The sequence below is a fragment of the Paenibacillus oryziterrae genome, assembly GCF_042610485.1.
Classification (GTDB): domain Bacteria; phylum Bacillota; class Bacilli; order Paenibacillales; family Paenibacillaceae; genus Paenibacillus_AQ.
On sequence record NZ_JBGJZO010000017.1, the window covers coordinates 39,740 to 58,413 of the forward strand.

Here is an 18,674-nt window from a genome sequence, read left to right on the forward strand (position 1 = left end):
AAGCGGTATGAATCAAGAAATCTGGAGACAACAGCGACCAGAAGTCCAAATATTCACCGTAGTTGCGAATGGACCTATACTCATAGCCCATTAAGTTCAATCACATTAAGTTCAATCTATATAACGATCAGAGGCGGGTGTGATATGAAGCTAACCAAAGAGGAGAAATCATGGATTCTGTATGACTGCGGCAATTCAGCGTATTCGATGGCTGTTACCACTGCCTTATTGCCGATTGTATTTGGCATGTTCACGAATGTGAGCAGCAGCATGGATTTGGGGTATTTCAATTCAATTGCGAGTATTCTGGTGGCTATCCTTAGTCCGATACTCGGGACGATCGCGGATTACAAGGATACGAAGAAACGTTTCTTCATATTTTTCGCGTTGCTTGGTGTGATGGCTACGGCTGCATTGGCATTTGTTGCACCTGAGAGCGGGCAGTGGCAGGTATTGATTGTGTTTTACATCCTGTCAGCCATAGGTTTTGCCGGTGCGAATATCTTCTATGACTCCTTTTTGGTCGATGTGACGAAGGATGAGCGGATGGATAAGGTATCCACCAGAGGGTTCGCGTTCGGGTATATCTCCAGCGTCATTCCGTTCGGAATCAGCTTACTGCTGATCTTTGTGATGGGAATGGACAAGGCCATCGGGTATCAGATAGGTTTCATTATTACGGCCCTTTGGTGGGGGCTGCTGACGGTACCGATGATCAGAGATGTGAAGCAGAGACACTATATTGAGCGGGAACCCAGACCGATTGCTAACAGCTTTCGCAGACTGGCGGTCACTTTTAAGAATATCAAACAGCACAAGATTGTGTTTGTGTTCCTGGGCGCATACTTTTTCTATATTGACGGAGTCGATACGATTATTAAAATGGTGGTACCATATGCCACTACAGTACTAGGTACGGATTCCTTAGATACTTTTACCCTGTTGGGGATATTGCTGCTCATCCAGATCATTGCGTTCCCGTGTGCGATCCTCTACGGTAATCTTGCCAAAAAATACTCCGCCCGCACGATGATTATCGTCGGTATATTCACCTATATCATCTCTTGTATTGCGGCTTTCTTTATTACCTCGGTCTGGCATATTTTCATTCTGGGTGCGATGATCGGTTCGGCCCAGGGCGGAATCCAGGCGCTCAGCCGGTCTTATTATGCGAAGATTATTCCGAAGGAGAATTCCAATGAATTCTTCGGTTTTTACAACATCTTTGGCAAGTTCGCGGCGATTATCGGTCCTGCGGTGATGTCGTTGACAACAACGGTAACAGGCAATGCCAAGTTCAGTATTTTGGCGATTATCCCGTTATTTATGATTGGATTGTTCGTATTTCTAACTTTACCTAAAGAGCAGACTGAAATTGTAGCCAAGGGGTAGGTAATCCTATGAAATCCATAACTGCACAAGCGGCAAAAGCTAAGCATCTGATCGTCATCTCTTACGATGCCTTCTCTGAAGACCATTGGGAAATGGCCAGCCGACTGCCGAACTTATCGAAACTCATGAAGAGCGGAGCCCACAGCAACAAGTTAAAAAGCGTGTATCCCACGCTCACTTATGTGGTTCACAGCACTATCGCCACGGGTGTATATCCGGATAAACATGGTATCCATCACAACAATCCGTTTCAGCCGTTTGTGAAGGAAGAGGAGCAGAACTGGTTCTGGTTCCGGGATGCGATAAAAGTGCCAACAATCTATGACGCGGCACGCGAGCACGGGATGAGCACTGCTGGTATTCTATGGCCGGTATCGGGCAAATCCTCCATTAAGTACAATATCCCTGAAATCAGAGCGATCAATAACGAGAACCAGGCTCTCAAGGTGCTCCGAAGCGGGAGCCCCCTATACTGTCTCCAGATGGAGATGAAATTTGGGCGGGTCAGACAAGGAATTGCTCAGCCGTATCTCGATGATTTTACTACAAAGTGTGCGGTAGACACGATCAAGCGCAAAAAACCTAATCTGCTCATGATGCATTTGATTGATCTGGATGATGCCAAGCATATGTATGGAACGGACTGCGATGAAGTGATGCAGGTCATCTTGCGGATGGATAGCAGGCTGGGTGATATTATGCAGGCCGTGGAGGACGCCGGGATCGCGGAGGAGACGGTTATTCTGGTGTTGGGCGACCATGGACAGTTTGATGTGAGATACAAAGTGCATTTGAACAATCTTTTGCAGGACAAAGGGTTGATCTTTGAAGAGAATGGCGAGATGAAGTGGAGAGCGTATTTTCAGTGCGGGGGCGGATCGGCCTACCTGCATGTTCAGCCGGGTGATGAAGAAGCGGAAGCAGCAGCATTGGCTGCGCTTGAAGATTATATGAAGGATGACTCCTCAGGTATCGAGAGTGTGTATGACAGGGATGAGTTAGACCGTCTTCATGTGGGCCGATCCACAAGGTTCATGCTTGAAGCCAAGAAAGGCTATAGTTTCGATGAAAGCATGGGAGAACCGACGATTGTAGATTTGAAAGAGCAAGGGGTCCGCTATGCAACGCATGGCTATTCTCCTGAAAAAAGCGATTATCGCTGCAATATCGTTGTCTCTGGAGCTAAGGTGAAGCAAGACTACGCCATCGGTGATCTCGAAATGGTAGACATCGCCCCTACAATGGCAAAGATATTAGGGATTGATTTCAATCCTTGTGACGGCAGAGCACTAGATGAAATATTCAATAGCTAATAGAGGTACGAAGAATACAAGGAATGGATGAATGGAGAACGGGGGAACCCGGAACCATCAGGCCATTCCTTTGTTTGTATCTGGACAAAGGTTCTTTCGTTAGGGTAGCCTTCCTATTCAGCGAATAATACTGGGTGAATTAACAAATAATTACTTGGACAGCTCATTGAAAGGAGGGAAGGGGTGAACTTTCATTTTATTTGGAAATCGGTTGTTATTGTGGTGGGCGGGGTGCTGATCCTGCGGTTCGCGGGAAGAAAATCCATTTCACAACTAACGGTTGCCCAGACTGTCATGATGGTCGCGGTAGGTTCATTAATCATTCAACCCGTGGGGGATCGTAACTTATGGATTACGTTGTTAATCACGCTGTTAATGGTCATCACTCTGATAGGGATTGAGTATGGTGTCCTGAAATCGAATGCGCTTGAGACGGTTATTAACGGTAAATCTTGTATGGTTGTTGAGAATGGGGCAATAGTCGAGAAGAATATGAGGAGATTACGGTTATCCGTAGATATGCTGGAAGTGCGACTCCGGCAACAGGGAGTCCCAACGATAAGTGATCTTCAGTGGGCTACCATAGAATCAAACGGACAACTGGGTTATCTCTTAAAGCCGGGCAAGCAGTATGCGACCAAAGAGGATATAGACAGACTGATTGCGGCGATGCAGCCGAGTATGCCCAATATTTCCATCCCCTCGGCAGAATCCCGGTCGGCAGGGGCTGATTCGCTGTTCACAGAAGTCCATAACAATAAACATCAGGTGGAACCTCCGAATCGACTGAAATGAGTACTGTCCTATGGAAGGTATAACGAAATATAAGCATGTCATGAAGCTACGGGGTGCGTGGATTATCTTAGGGAGGTTAGAGAAGGGAATGGATGGTTAATAATCGGGTGGCTTCACGAATGGTAATACCATTGGCATCATTGGAAAAAATAAAAAGTGATATGGACAGTTATAAAAAAATCCCCTCCGGCAGATCGTGGCAGAAGAACGTGATTTCATGTGTTCTTCTATCATTATCAGGCTGTGAGGGGATTTATTTTATGATTATCAATCGAATGATTTCTACGTATGAATTATAAATTCTTTGCCTTCTTTACGCTTTTTCGCATATTCGGCTGTTGCAGTGAAGAGCAGGTCAGAAGATGAATTCAGGGCTGTTTCAAAAGAGTCCTGCAGTACGCCGATGATGAACCCTACTCCAACGACCTGAATGGCTACATCATTGGAAATACCGAAGATGCTGCACGCCAGAGGAATCAGGAGGAGGGATCCGCCGGCAACACCGGAAGCACCGGCAGCCGCTACGGCCGACAGGATACTAAGAATCAGCGCCGTACCGAAATCCACATCAATACCAACCGTATGGACAGCAGCAAGAGTCAGAACGGAAATTGTAACCGCTGCCCCCGCCATATTAATCGTAGCGCCTAATGGAATGGAGACCGAATAGGTATCCTTGTCCAGCTTCATTTGCTCGCATAAGCTCATGTTGACTGGAATGTTAGCAGCTGAGCTCCGGGTGAAGAACGCGGTAATTCCGCTCTCCTTCAGGCAATGCAACACAAGCGGGTAAGGATTCCGGCGGATATTCACATATACGATGAGCGGGTTAACCACAAGCGCCATGAAGAGCATACATCCAATGAGAACGAGAAGCAGTTTGCCGTAATCGAGCAGGGATGAAAGCCCGTTAGCTGTAATGGAATCAAAGACTAATCCCATGATGCCCAGCGGAGCCAGATTAATTACCCATTTAACGATATGGGAGACGGCATCGGAGAAGTTGGAAAGCATGGTTTTGGTACTGTCATTCGCATTCTTTAGAGCTACGCCGAGAAGAATCGCCCAAGCCAGAATGCCGATATAGTTGGCCTTCATTAGTGCGTTAACCGGGTTGTCCACAATCTGGAACAGCAATGTTTTAAGTACTTCTACAATCCCGTCAGGCGGACTCAGGTCACTGGCTCCTGTAACAAGGGACAAGCTTACCGGGAAGATGAAACTTGCGATTACAGCAAGAAGTCCCGCCAGGAATGTACTTAACCCATATAGGGCGAGGATCGATTTCATATTTGTTTGATGGCCTTTTTTATGCTGCGAAATTGCTGTCATGACCAGGAGCAGGACCAATACAGGCGCAACCGCCTTTAATGCGGATACGAACAAGGAACCAAAGATAGTGAACCCTGTAGCATCAGGAATGGCCAAGGCCAGGATGATACCCGCTACAATCCCTACAAAAATTCTTTTTACCAGGCTGAATTGATTCCACTTGTGTACTAATGCTTTCATGACTTCCCTCCGGTATCATTTATGGAAATATAACTAAGCCTAGTCGCTTTACTATGTTGATGCATAGCTGCTTTACTATGTTAAGGCAATTATATTTAGGCTAGTGTACCATGAAACTGACCGGTTGTGTGAGGGTGGAAGAAACTGTGCGCTTTTATTCACTTGTTCTTTATTTGAAGTTTAAAGCGGCCGCAGGTACTGAATTGAAGTAATATAATTCTATACTATAATAGATCCAAAGCATGTTTAAGAAAGGAAGTGTTAGCACTGGATTTAGAAATGGTGATGCAGGAGCTTGAAGCTCTCGGCAAGGAGCGAACCAAGAAGATGTACGTGTCCAATGGCGCGCACGAGCCGCTTTTTGGTGTGGCTACAGGCGCTATGAAGCCCATTTTTAAGAGAACTAAAATCAATCAGCCTCTAGCTGAGCAGCTGTACGCTACAGGAAATTATGACGCCATGTACTTTGCAGGCATCATTGCAGACCCCAAAGCTATGACTGAAGACGATTTTGACCGCTGGATCGATGCGGCTTATTTCTATATGTTGTCTGATTTCGTGGTTGCAGTAACCTTGGCAGAAGCAGATATTGCACAGGAAGTTGCCGACAAATGGATCGCAAGCGGGGAAGAGCTGAGGAGGTCAGCGGGCTGGAGCTGTTACTGCTGGCTCTTGGGCAATCGCCCGGACCATGAGTTCTCCGAAAGTAAGATTGCCCATATGCTTGAACTGGCGGAACAAACGATTCACGATGCTCCCGAACGGGCCCAATATTCGATGAGTAATTTTATCTACACCGTAGGGGTCAACTATTTGCCGCTCCATGACAAAGCCGTTGAAACCGCAAAGGCAATAAGCCCATTAGAAGTTAAACGGGATAAGGACAAAAGCAGCTTCCTCGATCCTTCCGGAAATATTCAAAAGGCCGTAGATAAGGGGCGAATTGGTTTCAAACGAAAGCATGTACGATGCTAAGCCCCGGCATATGGAGTTATATATGGAACTGAAGAACCCTGCCGCAATGGGCAGGGTTCTTTGTTTTTATAGGAAAATATGTATGTAGAACTTAGGAACGTAACAAAAAGGAAAGCTAGCATCGGAAGCATATGCAGTCTCCGGATTTCAACCGCGAACAACGGTTTTAATCAAGAAATCGGGAGTCAACAGCGGCCGGAGGTCCAAGCATTCACCGTAGTTACTTCCTCGCTCAAATGGCAGAATCTTGAGTTCGATTGTTACACACAGAGACTCTCCTTAGCTTTAGTTCGACGAGGAAGCAGCAGCCGATGCGGCGGCAGCTGCGGCAATCGCGGTCTGCTGGGCAATGACTATATTGGTAATGCTGGTGGAGAGCGTTGTGGTAAGGATGCCGCTTTTGACACCATCCACAGATTTGAAGGCTGCCAGCGCAGCGGATAACAGCAGTAATTCCTGTTTGGTAATGGACCAATTCCCGAACCCTTTTTTCGTACGCAAAAACTCATAGGTATCCGAGACATCGCTAATGATAGTCTCCTTGTCGGAGGGGAGTAATGATAGTACGCCAAGCGAAGAAAGGGTGTATTCTTTATCCAGTCGGATCCCCCGCAAGCGGAAAGCTTCTCGTAATTCAAGTACACGGGCTGCTTCGTTTGCCGCCTCGTCTCCAAGAACTAATACCTGTGTCAGGGCCTGAACACTGTTCCCGGATAAGAACTCGGGCTTCAGAGCCGTATAGAGCTGTTCTATTCTCGCCACACCGCGATGAACGTCAATGTCGGACAAGCCAAGCATTGCAGCAAAAATATAGTCGTCCTGTCCCGTAAGGAAGCGGTGGTGTACCTTTATGCCGTCGTAGAATGCTTTTGCCCGCTCAACGGTGTGCAGGTATTGATCTGATGTCGTATGAGCGGCGATCTGATAGGCGGCAACGACGAGATAATCGGAGGCTCTGAATTTGGCGTTCTTCATCAGGTCATAAACGGCAAGCGTGTGTGTCAGCAGCGTTTGTCTATCTGTAGTAAGAGATAGCAGGGCAGCGATACTGATGGCTGAAGTTCCTCTGAAAGAAGAAAAAAGCCCGGTATTCTCCTTAATCAGCTCATGGCTCTGACGTATCGCATCTTCGTCTACGATTTTATTTTCTGCCGTATACAGTAATGCAGCCAATCGATTGACCATGGCATTTTGCCAGACAAACGCCTTTTTCATTCTCTGCGCGTTATCCGCGAACAATTCGAGATTTGCTGTATACCGCTCCATCATCGTATCCACCGCCTAGTTTTGTTTGATTTCACATAAACCTGTATTCATTCTACCGCGCCAGAGTTGGTCTGAATACTACATTTTTCCATTGGTGAAAGATGTATAAACCTAAAGTCTCCCTTGTTCCAACGGCTTGCTTCGTCCATAATTTTACATGAGAAAGCAGACAAGAATGGAGACGATGTTCACTGTTAAACGAATTTATAATCCGAAATCCGCAAGATGAAGATGTGGAGCAAATCGCAGGGCTGGATTTTATTCTGAAGTTGCGATACCTGTATCATGATGATTTTGATAAAAAGAATATGTTCTGCGCAGTCCGTGGGGACAACGAGATTGTAGCGGTTGCCCATCTGATGGAGCATGATACCTTTCATGCCATCCGTCCAGATGACGACCTGAATTTCATCCGGTATCTTACCTTTGAGATCACCTTTGCGGCTGATCTGGAGGATGAACGTGTCAAAGATGCGCTGACAGAGGCTCTGCTTAAGAGAGCCAGAGAAATCAAAGCCGAATATCCAAACAAGCGTATTGTAATGGCGGAGTATATCGACACGGATGATTTCGAAGAGCTGAGCTATCTGCTTGCACGCGGATTTACCATCCACGATACGATCGTCGTCTTTAAATTTGACCTGAGTAAGGAGATCCCTAACTATCCATTACCGGAAGGTGTGCGGGTGCTGCCTTATGCACTGGATCACAGCGAGGCTTTGGAGCAATATCATCAAGCGGAGCTTGCTTCCTTCGATGGGGTGGCGTGGAGCATGAATCAGCTGAGATGGATGCAGGGAGCGCAGGAGATGGTTAACTATTGTGCTTTTCATGGCAGCCAATTCATAGGCAATACTTCAACATGGAGAATTACGGAGGAGAGAAGTGCAACGGAGAATGTGTTTGTCATTCCGGAATGGCAACACAAAGGCGTCGCCCGGAGCATCCTCTGTACAGCGCTTAGTGAGCTGAAAAAGCAAGGTAAAACCATCGCCACCTTAGGCACGCATGGAAACAACCGAAAGGCCATCCGGCTGTATACGCAGATTGGTTACGAACTGTACGGGTTCAGACTGACGGTTGGATATGAAATCGATTAGAGGAGTAGTATGGGGGAGCAGCGAGCTCCTCTTTTTTAATTTATACAGCTTCATTAAGGCATCTTCCACCGCGTTCAGCTAATTTTCATAATAGCCCCTTATACTACCTTCAAAGATATCTCGCCGCGAAGGAGTTTGGATATGGGGAAGTTGTTTCAGAAGACTATATATTTCATGCTGGCAGGTTTTATCGGGCTGTTTGTGGCATCCTCATTTGTGTACAGGGCGCAGTATAATTATTTTGTGTACGGCGATACGCCGGTTCTGGAGCGGCAAAAGCTGGGGATATTCCTGCTGGTGATCGTTCTAGTAGTTCTGCTCAGCATCGCGATGTACCGATTGTGCCTGAAGCTGAATAAGTATAGCTGGAAGACGGTTATTCCGCTTGTGCTGCTGTGCTCCTTCGGGATTCAACTCGTGATCATCTTTCTGTTCACCAGAGTGCCTACGGATGATTCGCAGACGGTGCTCTCGCTGGCAATGAGCATGCTGTATGACAAGGATTATTCCTCGTTTCAAACCGAAGGATATCTCCATATGTTTCCGTTTAATTTCTCCATCGTCCTGTACTTAAAAACGCTGCTGCTCCTGTTTCCGGACAACTATTTGGTGATCAAGATTTTTAATATCCTTTTTTCACTGGTTACGACATTAATGGTGTACCTGATCTATAAAGAACTGAATTACAAATCCAAGGACAACGACTATGGTGTTCTGGTGTTCGCGGCAACGTATATTCCGTCTTTGTTTATGAGCAATCTCATCTACAACGATATTATCGCTACAGCGTTTCTAACCACGGCTCTGTATTTGGTGATCCGATTCATCAAAGGCAAAGAGCTGAACATGCTGATTGGGGCCGCGATTGCCTTGGCTATCGGCAATTATTTTAGAAGCGTGGGTGTGATTGTACTCATCGCTGCGGCGATTAGCATATTGTTAAACCTTAAGCGTATTGGGATCCAAAAGAGTATAGTGGCTTTGGGCATCATGGCCGTGCTGTTTAACGTTCCGAACTGGACGCAAAATGCAGCTCTGCAGGCTGCTGGTATCGTCGATGAATCGGTTACCGCAAACTCCGCGCCAGTGTATATGTGGCTGAATATGGGGATCAATACGGATACGTTCGGCTTCTGGGATAACCGGGAGAGCTATAGTATCTATCAGAATGATGCGGGGTATGACAAAGCGGCCAGCACAGAGCTATTCAAGGAGGAAATCAGCCGTAAGCTATCCGAGGCACCCCCCGGTGAATTGGCGAAAATGTATTATAAGAAGATCGTTTGGACTTGGACAGAAGGAACCTATCAGATGGATCGTTATGGCATCAGCAATGAAGGCGGCGGGGGCGGGGGCCAGCGTATGGGCGCGCTCATGGGTGGATATAGCTATTCTACTTTTGCTACGGATTTATTCGCAGGAGATTCCGCTTACCGGAGTGCCTTGCTCTGGATGGTATATGTGCTGAACTTCCTGATGTACGGCATGATTCTGGTCCGGCTGATCGGCGGGATCCGGGCGAAGAGATTTGATGAGGTGTCTTTAATTCTGGTGATTCTGGGGTTTATCGGGTTCTATATTCTATGGGAGATCAAATCGAGATATATTTATCCGGTGTATCCGCTGCTGATCGTGTTATCTTATATGGGCTTCAAAGACGTGCATGATTACATGCTGACGAGTATCCTACCCCGTTACCGGGCATCCCATGGAAAGGAGCTGTAACGTTATGCGAAAAAGAGTTCAATGGCTACTCACAGGTGTGATCCTGCTCGTATGTTCCCTGGTACTCGTCTCCTGTGACGCTATTACCGCGCAAAAGATCACCAACACAGGCATAGGCTCCTTCCCTGGCGGGAACGGCGGGGGCCGCAGCGGGTTCCCCGGGATGAACGGGGGGCGCGGAACGAACGGAAGGCCGGGTATGAATGGGAGACCGGGTATGAACGGGAATCCGGGAACAAACGGCAGACCGGGTGTGAATGGCGGGTCTGGTGTGAATGGCGGGTCTGGTGTGAATGGCGGGTCTGATGTGAACGGCGGGCCTGGTGTGAACAACGGGCAGAATAACGACAGCTCGACCAATGATTCCACTAACAGTACCGATAAATAAAAGTGAAATTTAGATTAAGAGAGTGAGCCGGACACCAGCGTGTTCGGCTTTTATGTGTTCTGTATTGAATGTGTTCAGCTTTTGTGTGTTCAGCTTTTTGTTTTAGTTGTATGTAAATATAAGAACGAAGATGCTAATTGGGGATTAGAAGTGGTGCAAGCGTAACGGACATAGGAGACTCTATTTGGAGCCCGATCGACGTGTGTCATCCCTTGCGGACTCAGATGACCTTATCTGGTCTATAACCCCATAATATCGGCTGAATTGAAGAAATAACGGCGCTGGAGTCCGTTACCACTCCTAAAACAAGCCGTTGGGACTCCAATAAGCACCCTAGGGGCTGTTAGCATAGAGTCAAACAGGCTGCGGTTCATATTCGTGGAATGCAACTACACTTTCAATGATTGTAACTCAAAACCCCCGACTCCACTCTGGAGTCGGGGGTTCGTCATACAGTTAGCCTTACGCTTCCATCTTCTGCGCCGAATACAGCCGGTAATACAGCCCTTGCTGCGCCATCAGCTCATCATGCGAGCCGCTTTCGGCAATGCCCTTGTCAGACACGTACATAATGCGATCGCAGTTCTTCACGGTGGACAGCCGGTGGGCAATAATGAACGAGGTACGTCCCTTAAGAAGCTCGTTCAGACCCTGCTGGAGCAGGCGCTCGGTCTTGGCATCGATCGACGAGGTAGCCTCGTCGAGGATGAGAATACGCGGGTCAGCCAGCAGCGTCCGGGCGAACGAGATGAGCTGCCGTTGACCTTGCGAGAGCTTCGAGCCGCGTTCATTGACTTCCGTCAGGTAGCCCTGCTCGAATTCGCGGATGAACTCGTCAGCACATACGGTTTTCGCAGCGGCGATGATTTCTTCCTCAGTGGCATCGAGCCGGCCGTACCGGATATTCTCAAGGATGGTTCCGGAGAAGATGAAGCTGTCCTGCAGCATGATTCCCATCTGGCTGCGCAGCGATTTCAGTGTCACCTCGGAGATATCGTTGCCGTCGATCAGGATGCGCCCCCCGGTTAAATCGTAGAAGCGCGAGATCAGGTTGACGACCGTGGTTTTGCCCGCGCCTGTCGGCCCCACGAGAGCGATGCTCTCCCCTGCTTTAACGTCAAAGGAAAGGTTCTCCAGAATGTTCTGACCCGGATCGTAGGCGAAGGTTACGTCGTCAAAGGTCACCCTGCCTTGAACCGGCGGCAGCGCCTGTGCCCCAGGAATGTCGCTGACGGTTACGGGTTCATCCAGCGTTTCAAAGATGCGCTCCAGGTAAGCGACGCCGTTGATGAAGCTGTTGTACAGGTTCGACAAGTTCAGAATCGGCTGCCAGAAGCGGAGCGCATAGTTGCTCATAGCGAGAATGACGCCAAAGGTTACATCTTTGGGGTCCAAGGCCAGCAGACCCACCAGAAATAGCAAGGTCATGACAATCGTAGCCAGGTTGTCGACCGTGAACGGGATCAGGGCGTTGTACCGCACAGCCCGTATCCATTCGGTGCGGAAATTGGATGCGAGACGGGTGAATATGCCCTCATTGCGTTCTTCGCGGGAGAAGATCTGCGTCACGCCGATCCCGCTGATGCTCTCCTGCATATAGGCATTCAGGTTCGAGCTCTTGTTGGATACAGCTTGCCATGACCGCCGTTGCCGGTTCTTGATCAGCAGCATGAAGCCGAGGAAGACCGGCAGCCCCGCCAGAATGATGAACGACAAACGTACGTCGACGGCGAACATGAACGCAGCAATAAAGATCAGGTTCACAATCTCCAGAATGAAGTTGATAATACCGCTCGATAACACATCGGATACGGAATTGACGTAGTTCACGACCCGGATCAGGATCTTGCCCTGCGGGCGGTCGTCGTAATACTTGAACGGCAGCTCCTGTAGATGCTTGAACAAATCCATACGGATTTCATAAATAATATCCTGCCCGACCCTCGTCATAATACGTGAGCGGAACGTTGCCAAGATCACGCTGACTACGATGGTTAACAGCAGAAGCACTGACCAGCCGGCAAGTGCTGAAACGGCCTTGGCGGGAATGGTCACGTCTACGACATGCTGTATGATGAGCGGCGCGGACAGGGCGATGGCCGCCGACAGCGCGCTGAGCACAAAGGCGAGAATCATGGGCTTCTGCTGACGACGTATGTACACCATGGCCCGCCGGAAATGCCTGATGTCAAACGGGGATTCCAGATTTTCATCGATGTCGAATCTATTCCTTGCCATCAGTAATCACCTGCCTTCCAATACCCTCGTTCTGCAGCATAAAGACTTCGTAGTAATAGCCCCGCTTCGCTACGAGCTCGGCATGGGTGCCTTCCTCAATCAGGCGGCCGTTGTCCAGAATAAGGATACGGTCGGCTTTCGCGGTGGTGGAGACGCGCTGCGCAATGATGATCTTCGTGCAGGGGAAATCCAGCTCGTCTAAGCTCTTCTGGATGTGTTCCTCGGTCTCCAGATCGACAGCGGATGTGGTGTCGTCGAGAATCAGGATCGGACGCCGGACCGCAAGTGCGCGTGCAAGCGCGATCCGCTGTTTTTGCCCGCCGGACAGGCCGACGCCGCGTTCACCTACAATAGTGTCATATCCTTCCGGCATCTTGGTAATGAAACTGTGAGCAGCCGCAAGCTGAGCATACTTAGCTGTATCCTCTTCCGGGAGATCGGGCTCGCCAAAGGCGATGTTGCCGTCGATCGTATCGGAGAACAGCAGCACATCTTGGGTGGCGATCCCGATGTTACTGCGGAGCTCATCGAGCTTCAACTGGCGTACGTCAATGCCATCCACTAGCACGCGTCCTTCCGCGACATCGTAAAAACGGGGAATGAGGTTAACGATCGTTGTTTTGCCGGAGCCTGTTGAGCCCATAATGGCAATGGTTTCGCCGGGTTCGATGGTGAAGCTGACATCATGCAGCACTGTTGTACTGTCGTATTTGAAGCTGACATGATCGAACTCGATTTTTCCGTCATAACGGCGTTTGTCTAAAGCGTTGTGCTGGTTAAGAATTCTGGGCTTGGCATAATAAATCTCTACGATTTTGGTGAGGCTGGCGAAGAATCGCTGAATATCATTGATAATGATGCCGATATTGCGCATAGGGTTGGATACTGCCCAGATGAGGGAAGAGAAGGCCGTGAACTCGCCGAAGGTAATCCGGTCGTTCATGACGAACAGGCCGCCGGCGAACATTAGAATCACGTTGAAGACTTGTGCGAAGGTTTCGAGATAAGGGAAGTAATCCAGCCAGACGAGAGCAGCCGCTTTGTTGGCTTTGGAATAGTTGAGGTTCTTGTCTGTGAACTTTTCAATTTCATACTCCTCGCGGGCGAAGGCCTTGATGACGCGGTTGCCCGAGATATTCTCCTGTGTTGTGGTGTTCAATTGCGATAGCCGCTCGCGCAGATCGATGTACATGGGACGGACCCGCTTCGCGAACAGGAAGGCTGTTATAAAAATCGGCGGGGAGAGAATAAGCAGCCATAACGTCAGCTCGGCATCGATCGTAAAAAAATACACAACCGCAGCCGCGAAGACCGTCAACGACTCAATAATCGTCTTAATAATCCACGCCATGGAATGCCGGACCATATCCAGATCCCCGGTCATTTTGGTCATTAGATCCCCGGTACGATTATGGTCGTAATATTCCATGTCTTGGCCCTGAATCTTGTTGTACAGATAAATGCGGACGCGGTACAGCATGTTCTGCGAGGTATGCTCATACTCCATCATCGTGAGGTAAGCAAGACCCGTACGCAACAGGGAGAAGCCGATCATCCCTAAGCAAAGCGCGATCAAGAGCCCCCGCTGCTGCGAGAGGTTCTGCACTGCACCATCTCCAGCAATAAACGTATCGACAATCCGCTGGCTGATGTACGGATTCACGATCGTGAGCGAAGAGCCCACCACAGACAGGCAGAGGGCGAGAATGTAGCGCTTACGGTTTCCCTCCAGGTTCTGCCACAGCCATTTTAGTTCAAACATCTGATCACCTGATTTCTGTTTGTTCTGTTATTGGTGCTTGAGATTATAACATAATAAACGACCAACAGAGCCCCGTCTTTTCATTCTTTCTTTACATTGGAGTGAACGATTGCATTCGGAAGTCCAAACATTCACCGTAGTTACGATCTCGCCCAGATGGCACAATTTTAACTTAAAAAGCCGAACGAATTTCAGGTAATTACCCTGATTTACGTTCGGCTTTTAAGTTAGGCCGCTATTTAGTTAGCTCGATAAACTTGCTGGCTGCGCTCGACAGCGGCATGTTCCGCATGGTCATCATGCCCACCTGGGCGGGAGGCAGCTGCACATCGAGCTTAATCTCGAAGAGGGAGCCCTCCTCCAGCTCCTTGGAGACAAATTCCCGGGTAACGAACGAGATGCCTAGCCCTTTGCGCGCGAATTCGATAAGCAGGCCGACACTGCCGACCTCGAATTTCGGCTTCAGCTCATAGCCGTAGCCCTGGAACAGATCCGTAATCGCCATGCGGGCACGGCTGCTGCGTGAGAAGAGGATGATGGGGTATTGGAGCAATTCCTCAATGGACAGCACTTTGTTGTTAAGCTCGGCATAATGGCACCCGGCAATGAAGCAGTCCTGAAGCTGAAGACCCTGCCGCACCTCAAGCTGGGGATCGTTGATCGGGATGCGCACCACGGCCAGATCAACGAGGCCCTCTTTTAAATAGGAGATGACTTCCGGTGTGGTTCCATGAATGAGCTGAAGCTTGATGCCGGGGTACTGTTGATGAAAGATCTCGATGAAGGGTAGCAGATAATGCTTGAACAGGGAGTCGCTTCCGCCAATCCGCAGCTCACCGTTGTCCAGATTCTTGAGCTCGATCATCTTCTTCTCCGCCTGGGTGATGAGGATGTGGGACTGCTCGATATAGGAGTAGAGCGTGGTACCCTCCGGGGTTAGGTCAACACCTTTAGAAGTCCGGTAGAACAGGGTGAGGCCGAAGCTGTCCTCCAGCTGCTTGATGGCATGGCTGACGCTTGGCTGGGTGATGTACAGCGCTTTGGCGGCCTGGGTCAGGCTTCCGGTCTTGGCGGCCCAATAAAAAACCTTGTATAGCTCAAAATTGTTCATAGACATGATCTATGGCTCCTGTTAAATATATTAATTACTTGTATGGCTCGTATTTGTATTATAGTGTATCCAAGAAATAGAAACCAGAGATAAAGGAGAATGAGGATGGAGGCAACCACTTTTGTTTTATTTGGAGCGACAGGCGATTTGGCCCGGAGAAAAATCTACCCTGCGCTGTATAATCTGTATCTCGATCATAAGCTGCACCATTCATTCTCTGTGATTGGTCTGGGCAGAAGAGAACTGGCTGACAGTAAATTTCAGGACATGGTGGAGCAGTCGCTCTGGGATTTTTCCAGGCGGGAAGTGAATGATTCTGCGTCTCTGAGCAGCTTCCTTGGGGCCTTCCGTTATAATGTGCTGGATGTAGGACATACAGAGGATTATCTTAAGCTACTTGAGCGTATTGAGGAGCAGGAGAAAGGGATGGGCATTTCGCCTAACCGGTTATTTTACCTGTCTGTAGGGCCTGAATTCTTCGAAACGATTGCCTTGAATATCAAGGAGAGCGGACTGGGTGCCGCCAAAGGGTGGAAACGTCTCGTAATTGAGAAGCCCTTCGGCCATGATCTGTTGTCTGCGCAGGCATTGAACCGGAAGCTTAGCGAAGCTTTTACCGAGGATGAAATTTACCGGATTGATCATTATCTGGGTAAGCCGATGGTGCAGGAGCTGGATGTCTTGCAGCAGACGAATCCGGTGCTTCATGCCCTGTGGAACAATCGGTATATCGCCAATGTGCAGATTACTGCGGCTGAAACGGTGGGTGTCGAGGAGAGAGCGGGCTATTACGATCATGTGGGTGCGCTCCGGGATATGTTCCAGAACCATATGCTGCAGCTGCTGATGATGCTGGCGGTCCGTCTGCCGAAGGATAGCACTCCTTCCGAGCTACGCTTCAAAAAGAAAGAGGTTATGGAATCCCTGGAGCCGCTGGACGAAGCAAGTCTTGCACTAAATGTGATCCGGGGGCAGTACACCGCAGGTGCCATTCAGGGTAAACCGGTCATTGGATATGCTTCGGAACCGGGGATTGCAGCAGGCTCCATGAATGATACGTTTATTGCCGCAAGGCTGCAGATCGATGATCTGTTCTGGCGTGGTGTGCCTTTTTATATCCGTACCGGTAAAAGAATGAAGGAGAAGTCGACGCGGATCGTCATCGAGTTCAAAGAGCCGATCAAGCATAACTCCTCCGTCGCCGAGGATGATATTCCTAATCTTCTGGTGTTTGAGATCAGTCCGAATGAGGGCATCACCTTACAGATTAAGGCGCGGGATCCACGGCATAAAGGCAAGTTCAAACCGATGCACATTGATTTCCATACCCGCTCTATCGACGTACCGGAAGCTTATGAGAATCTGATCCAGGATGCATTGAACGGGGACCCGTCTTTCTTCGCGCATTGGGATGAGGTGGAGCTTTCCTGGAAATGGGTGCAGCCGATCCTTAACGCTTTTGAGCAGAATCAGATTCCTCTTCAGCACTATGCAGCGGGCTCATTTGGGCCTGACGAAAGTGAGCAGTTGCTATCGAGAGACGGATATCACTGGTGGTTCGACGATGTAGTGGAAGAAGAAAGCGAAATTCTTTTGCCTAGTACATCGAACTTTTAATACTGTAATTAAATCTAATAAGAAATCATTTGAATCAACGGGAGGATATTAACGATGTCAAAGCAACAGATTGGCGTGGTCGGCCTGGCCGTCATGGGTAAAAATTTGGCACTGAATATGGAGAGCAAAGGGTTCTCGGTGGCGCTCTACAACCGTTCCCGGGAGAAGACGGATGAGCTTCTGGCCGAAGCGCCGGGCAAAAACTTCGTTGGCGCGTACAGCATCGAGGAGTTTGTCCAGTCTCTGGAAACGCCGCGTAAAATCATGATTATGGTCAAGGCCGGCAAGCCGACGGACGATACCATCAGTCAGCTGGTGCCGCACCTGTCGCCCGGGGATATTCTGATTGACGGCGGCAACGCCTTTTTCCCAGATACGCAAAGACGGAATAAAGAGCTACAGGCTCAGGGCTTCCGCTTTATCGGTGCAGGAGTATCAGGCGGAGAAGAAGGAGCGCTGAAAGGTCCGGCCATAATGCCGGGCGGGCAAAAGGATGCCTACGAGCTGGTGGAACCGATCCTGACAGCCATTTCAGCCAAAGTGGACGGTGATCCTTGCTCTACCTACATCGGGGAAGATGGTGCGGGACATTACGTGAAGATGGTTCATAACGGCATTGAATACGGCGATATGCAGCTCATCGGGGAAGCATATCAGTTGCTGAAAGATGTGCTGGGTCTGGATACGAATGACTTGCATGAGATTTTTTCGGAATGGAACCGTGGCGAGTTAAACAGCTATCTGATCGAGATTACGGCGGATATCTTCGCCAAGACCGATCCGGACACGGGTAAGCCAATGGTGGATGTGATCCTCGATTCCGCCGGACAAAAAGGGACAGGCAAATGGACGAGCCAGAATGCCCTCGATCTGGGCGTGCCGCTGTCGATCATTACCGAATCCGTCTTTGCCCGGTTTATCTCGGCGATGAAGGAAGAGCGGGTCGCGGCAAGCCAGCGTCTGAGAGGACCGGTAGCCAAGCGCTATGAAGGAGATACGAAGGAATTTATTGAGGCTGTGCGCAAAGCTCTGTATGCCAGCAAAATCGCCTCGTATGCCCAAGGCTTTGCCCAAATGCGGGTTGCTTCCGACGAATACAACTGGAATCTGAACTATGGCAGCATTGCGATGATCTTCCGCGGGGGCTGCATTATCCGTGCAGGCTTCCTGCAGAATATCAAGGACGCGTATGACCGGGACCCTGAATTGAAGAACCTCTTCCTGGACGAATACTTCAGCAGCGTGGTTCATGACTATCAGGAAGCCTGGAGAGAGGTTATTGCACTGGCCGTTAAAAGAGGGATTCCTGTTCCAGCGTTTGCTTCTGCACTGGCTTATTACGACAGCTACCGTTCGGAGCGGCTTCCGGCCAACCTGCTGCAGGCGCAGCGCGATTATTTCGGGGCGCATACCTTCGAGCGGCTGGATCAGCCGGGAAGCTTTCATGTTCAATGGATGGGGAATAAGGAATAACTTTGGA

14 protein-coding genes are annotated in these 18,674 nt (G+C 49.2%); 9 read left to right on the forward strand and 5 right to left on the reverse strand.

Annotation, left to right across the window (positions count from 1 at the left end; all coding sequences use genetic code 11):
• Window positions 1–144 precede the first annotated feature (144 nt).
• From ACAN55_RS16900 to ACAN55_RS16910, 3 genes are all read left to right on the forward strand, one after another.
• Window positions 145–1,392 carry an MFS transporter gene (locus ACAN55_RS16900; RefSeq protein WP_379135258.1) on the forward strand — a complete coding sequence of 416 codons (1,248 nt, stop codon included), beginning with the start codon at window positions 145–147 and terminating at the stop codon, window positions 1,390–1,392.
• Window positions 1,393–1,400: 8 nt separating this feature from the next.
• Window positions 1,401–2,705, forward strand: a complete 1,305-nt coding sequence (locus ACAN55_RS16905) for an alkaline phosphatase family protein (protein WP_379135262.1) — start codon at window positions 1,401–1,403, stop codon at window positions 2,703–2,705.
• A gap of 183 nt (window positions 2,706–2,888) precedes the next feature.
• A complete protein-coding gene (locus ACAN55_RS16910; RefSeq protein ID WP_379135264.1) occupies window positions 2,889–3,500 on the forward strand; it encodes a DUF421 domain-containing protein in 612 nt (203 codons plus the stop codon).
• A 282-nt stretch (window positions 3,501–3,782) separates the two neighbouring features.
• Here ACAN55_RS16910 and sstT read toward each other — a convergent pair whose 3' ends face one another.
• A complete protein-coding gene (sstT, locus tag ACAN55_RS16915; protein WP_379135267.1) occupies window positions 3,783–5,012 on the reverse strand; it encodes a serine/threonine transporter SstT in 1,230 nt (409 codons plus the stop codon).
• Between the two features lie 267 nt (window positions 5,013–5,279).
• Here sstT and ACAN55_RS16920 point away from each other — a divergent pair, with 267 nt between their 5' ends.
• Window positions 5,280–5,987 carry a DNA alkylation repair protein gene (locus ACAN55_RS16920; protein ID WP_379135393.1) on the forward strand — a complete coding sequence of 236 codons (708 nt, stop codon included), beginning with the start codon at window positions 5,280–5,282 and terminating at the stop codon, window positions 5,985–5,987.
• A 285-nt stretch (window positions 5,988–6,272) separates the two neighbouring features.
• On the opposite strand, the gene ACAN55_RS16925 is transcribed toward ACAN55_RS16920, so the two are convergent.
• Window positions 6,273–7,256, reverse strand: a complete 984-nt coding sequence (locus ACAN55_RS16925; RefSeq protein ID WP_379135269.1) for a DUF4003 family protein — start codon at window positions 7,254–7,256, stop codon at window positions 6,273–6,275.
• A 230-nt stretch (window positions 7,257–7,486) separates the two neighbouring features.
• Between ACAN55_RS16925 and ACAN55_RS16930 the strand changes: the two genes are divergently transcribed.
• The 3 genes from ACAN55_RS16930 (at window position 7,487) to ACAN55_RS16940 (ending at window position 10,466) form a co-directional block, all read left to right on the forward strand.
• A complete protein-coding gene (locus tag ACAN55_RS16930) occupies window positions 7,487–8,353 on the forward strand; it encodes a GNAT family N-acetyltransferase (RefSeq protein ID WP_379135272.1) in 867 nt (288 codons plus the stop codon).
• A 141-nt stretch (window positions 8,354–8,494) separates the two neighbouring features.
• Window positions 8,495–10,078 (forward strand): glycosyltransferase family 39 protein, encoded by a 1,584-nt coding sequence (locus tag ACAN55_RS16935; RefSeq protein ID WP_379135275.1) that lies wholly within the window; start codon window positions 8,495–8,497, stop codon window positions 10,076–10,078.
• A 4-nt stretch (window positions 10,079–10,082) separates the two neighbouring features.
• Window positions 10,083–10,466, forward strand: a complete 384-nt coding sequence (locus tag ACAN55_RS16940; RefSeq protein ID WP_379135277.1) for a hypothetical protein — start codon at window positions 10,083–10,085, stop codon at window positions 10,464–10,466.
• A gap of 462 nt (window positions 10,467–10,928) precedes the next feature.
• Here the strand turns inward: ACAN55_RS16940 and ACAN55_RS16945 are convergent, their stop codons facing one another.
• The 3 genes from ACAN55_RS16945 to ACAN55_RS16955 form a co-directional block, all read right to left on the reverse strand.
• Window positions 10,929–12,704: an ABC transporter ATP-binding protein gene (locus ACAN55_RS16945; RefSeq protein ID WP_379135280.1), complete on the reverse strand. Its 1,776-nt coding sequence runs from the start codon at window positions 12,702–12,704 to the stop codon at window positions 10,929–10,931.
• On the reverse strand, window positions 12,691–14,466 hold the full coding sequence (locus tag ACAN55_RS16950) for an ABC transporter ATP-binding protein (RefSeq protein ID WP_379135282.1): 1,776 nt from the start codon (window positions 14,464–14,466) through the stop codon (window positions 12,691–12,693). The genes ACAN55_RS16945 and ACAN55_RS16950 overlap by 14 nt, the downstream gene beginning before the upstream one ends.
• Window positions 14,467–14,701: 235 nt before the next feature.
• On the reverse strand, window positions 14,702–15,583 hold the full coding sequence (locus ACAN55_RS16955; RefSeq protein ID WP_379135285.1) for a LysR family transcriptional regulator: 882 nt from the start codon (window positions 15,581–15,583) through the stop codon (window positions 14,702–14,704).
• A 99-nt stretch (window positions 15,584–15,682) separates the two neighbouring features.
• Between ACAN55_RS16955 and zwf the strand changes: the two genes are divergently transcribed.
• Both zwf and gndA read left to right on the forward strand, forming a co-directional pair.
• The gene (zwf, locus tag ACAN55_RS16960; protein ID WP_379135287.1) at window positions 15,683–17,194 is read left to right on the forward strand and encodes a glucose-6-phosphate dehydrogenase; all 1,512 of its coding nucleotides are present in this window, start codon (window positions 15,683–15,685) and stop codon (window positions 17,192–17,194) included.
• A gap of 54 nt (window positions 17,195–17,248) precedes the next feature.
• Window positions 17,249–18,667: an NADP-dependent phosphogluconate dehydrogenase gene (gndA, locus tag ACAN55_RS16965; RefSeq protein WP_379135291.1), complete on the forward strand. Its 1,419-nt coding sequence runs from the start codon at window positions 17,249–17,251 to the stop codon at window positions 18,665–18,667.
• Window positions 18,668–18,674: the final 7 nt, after the last annotated feature.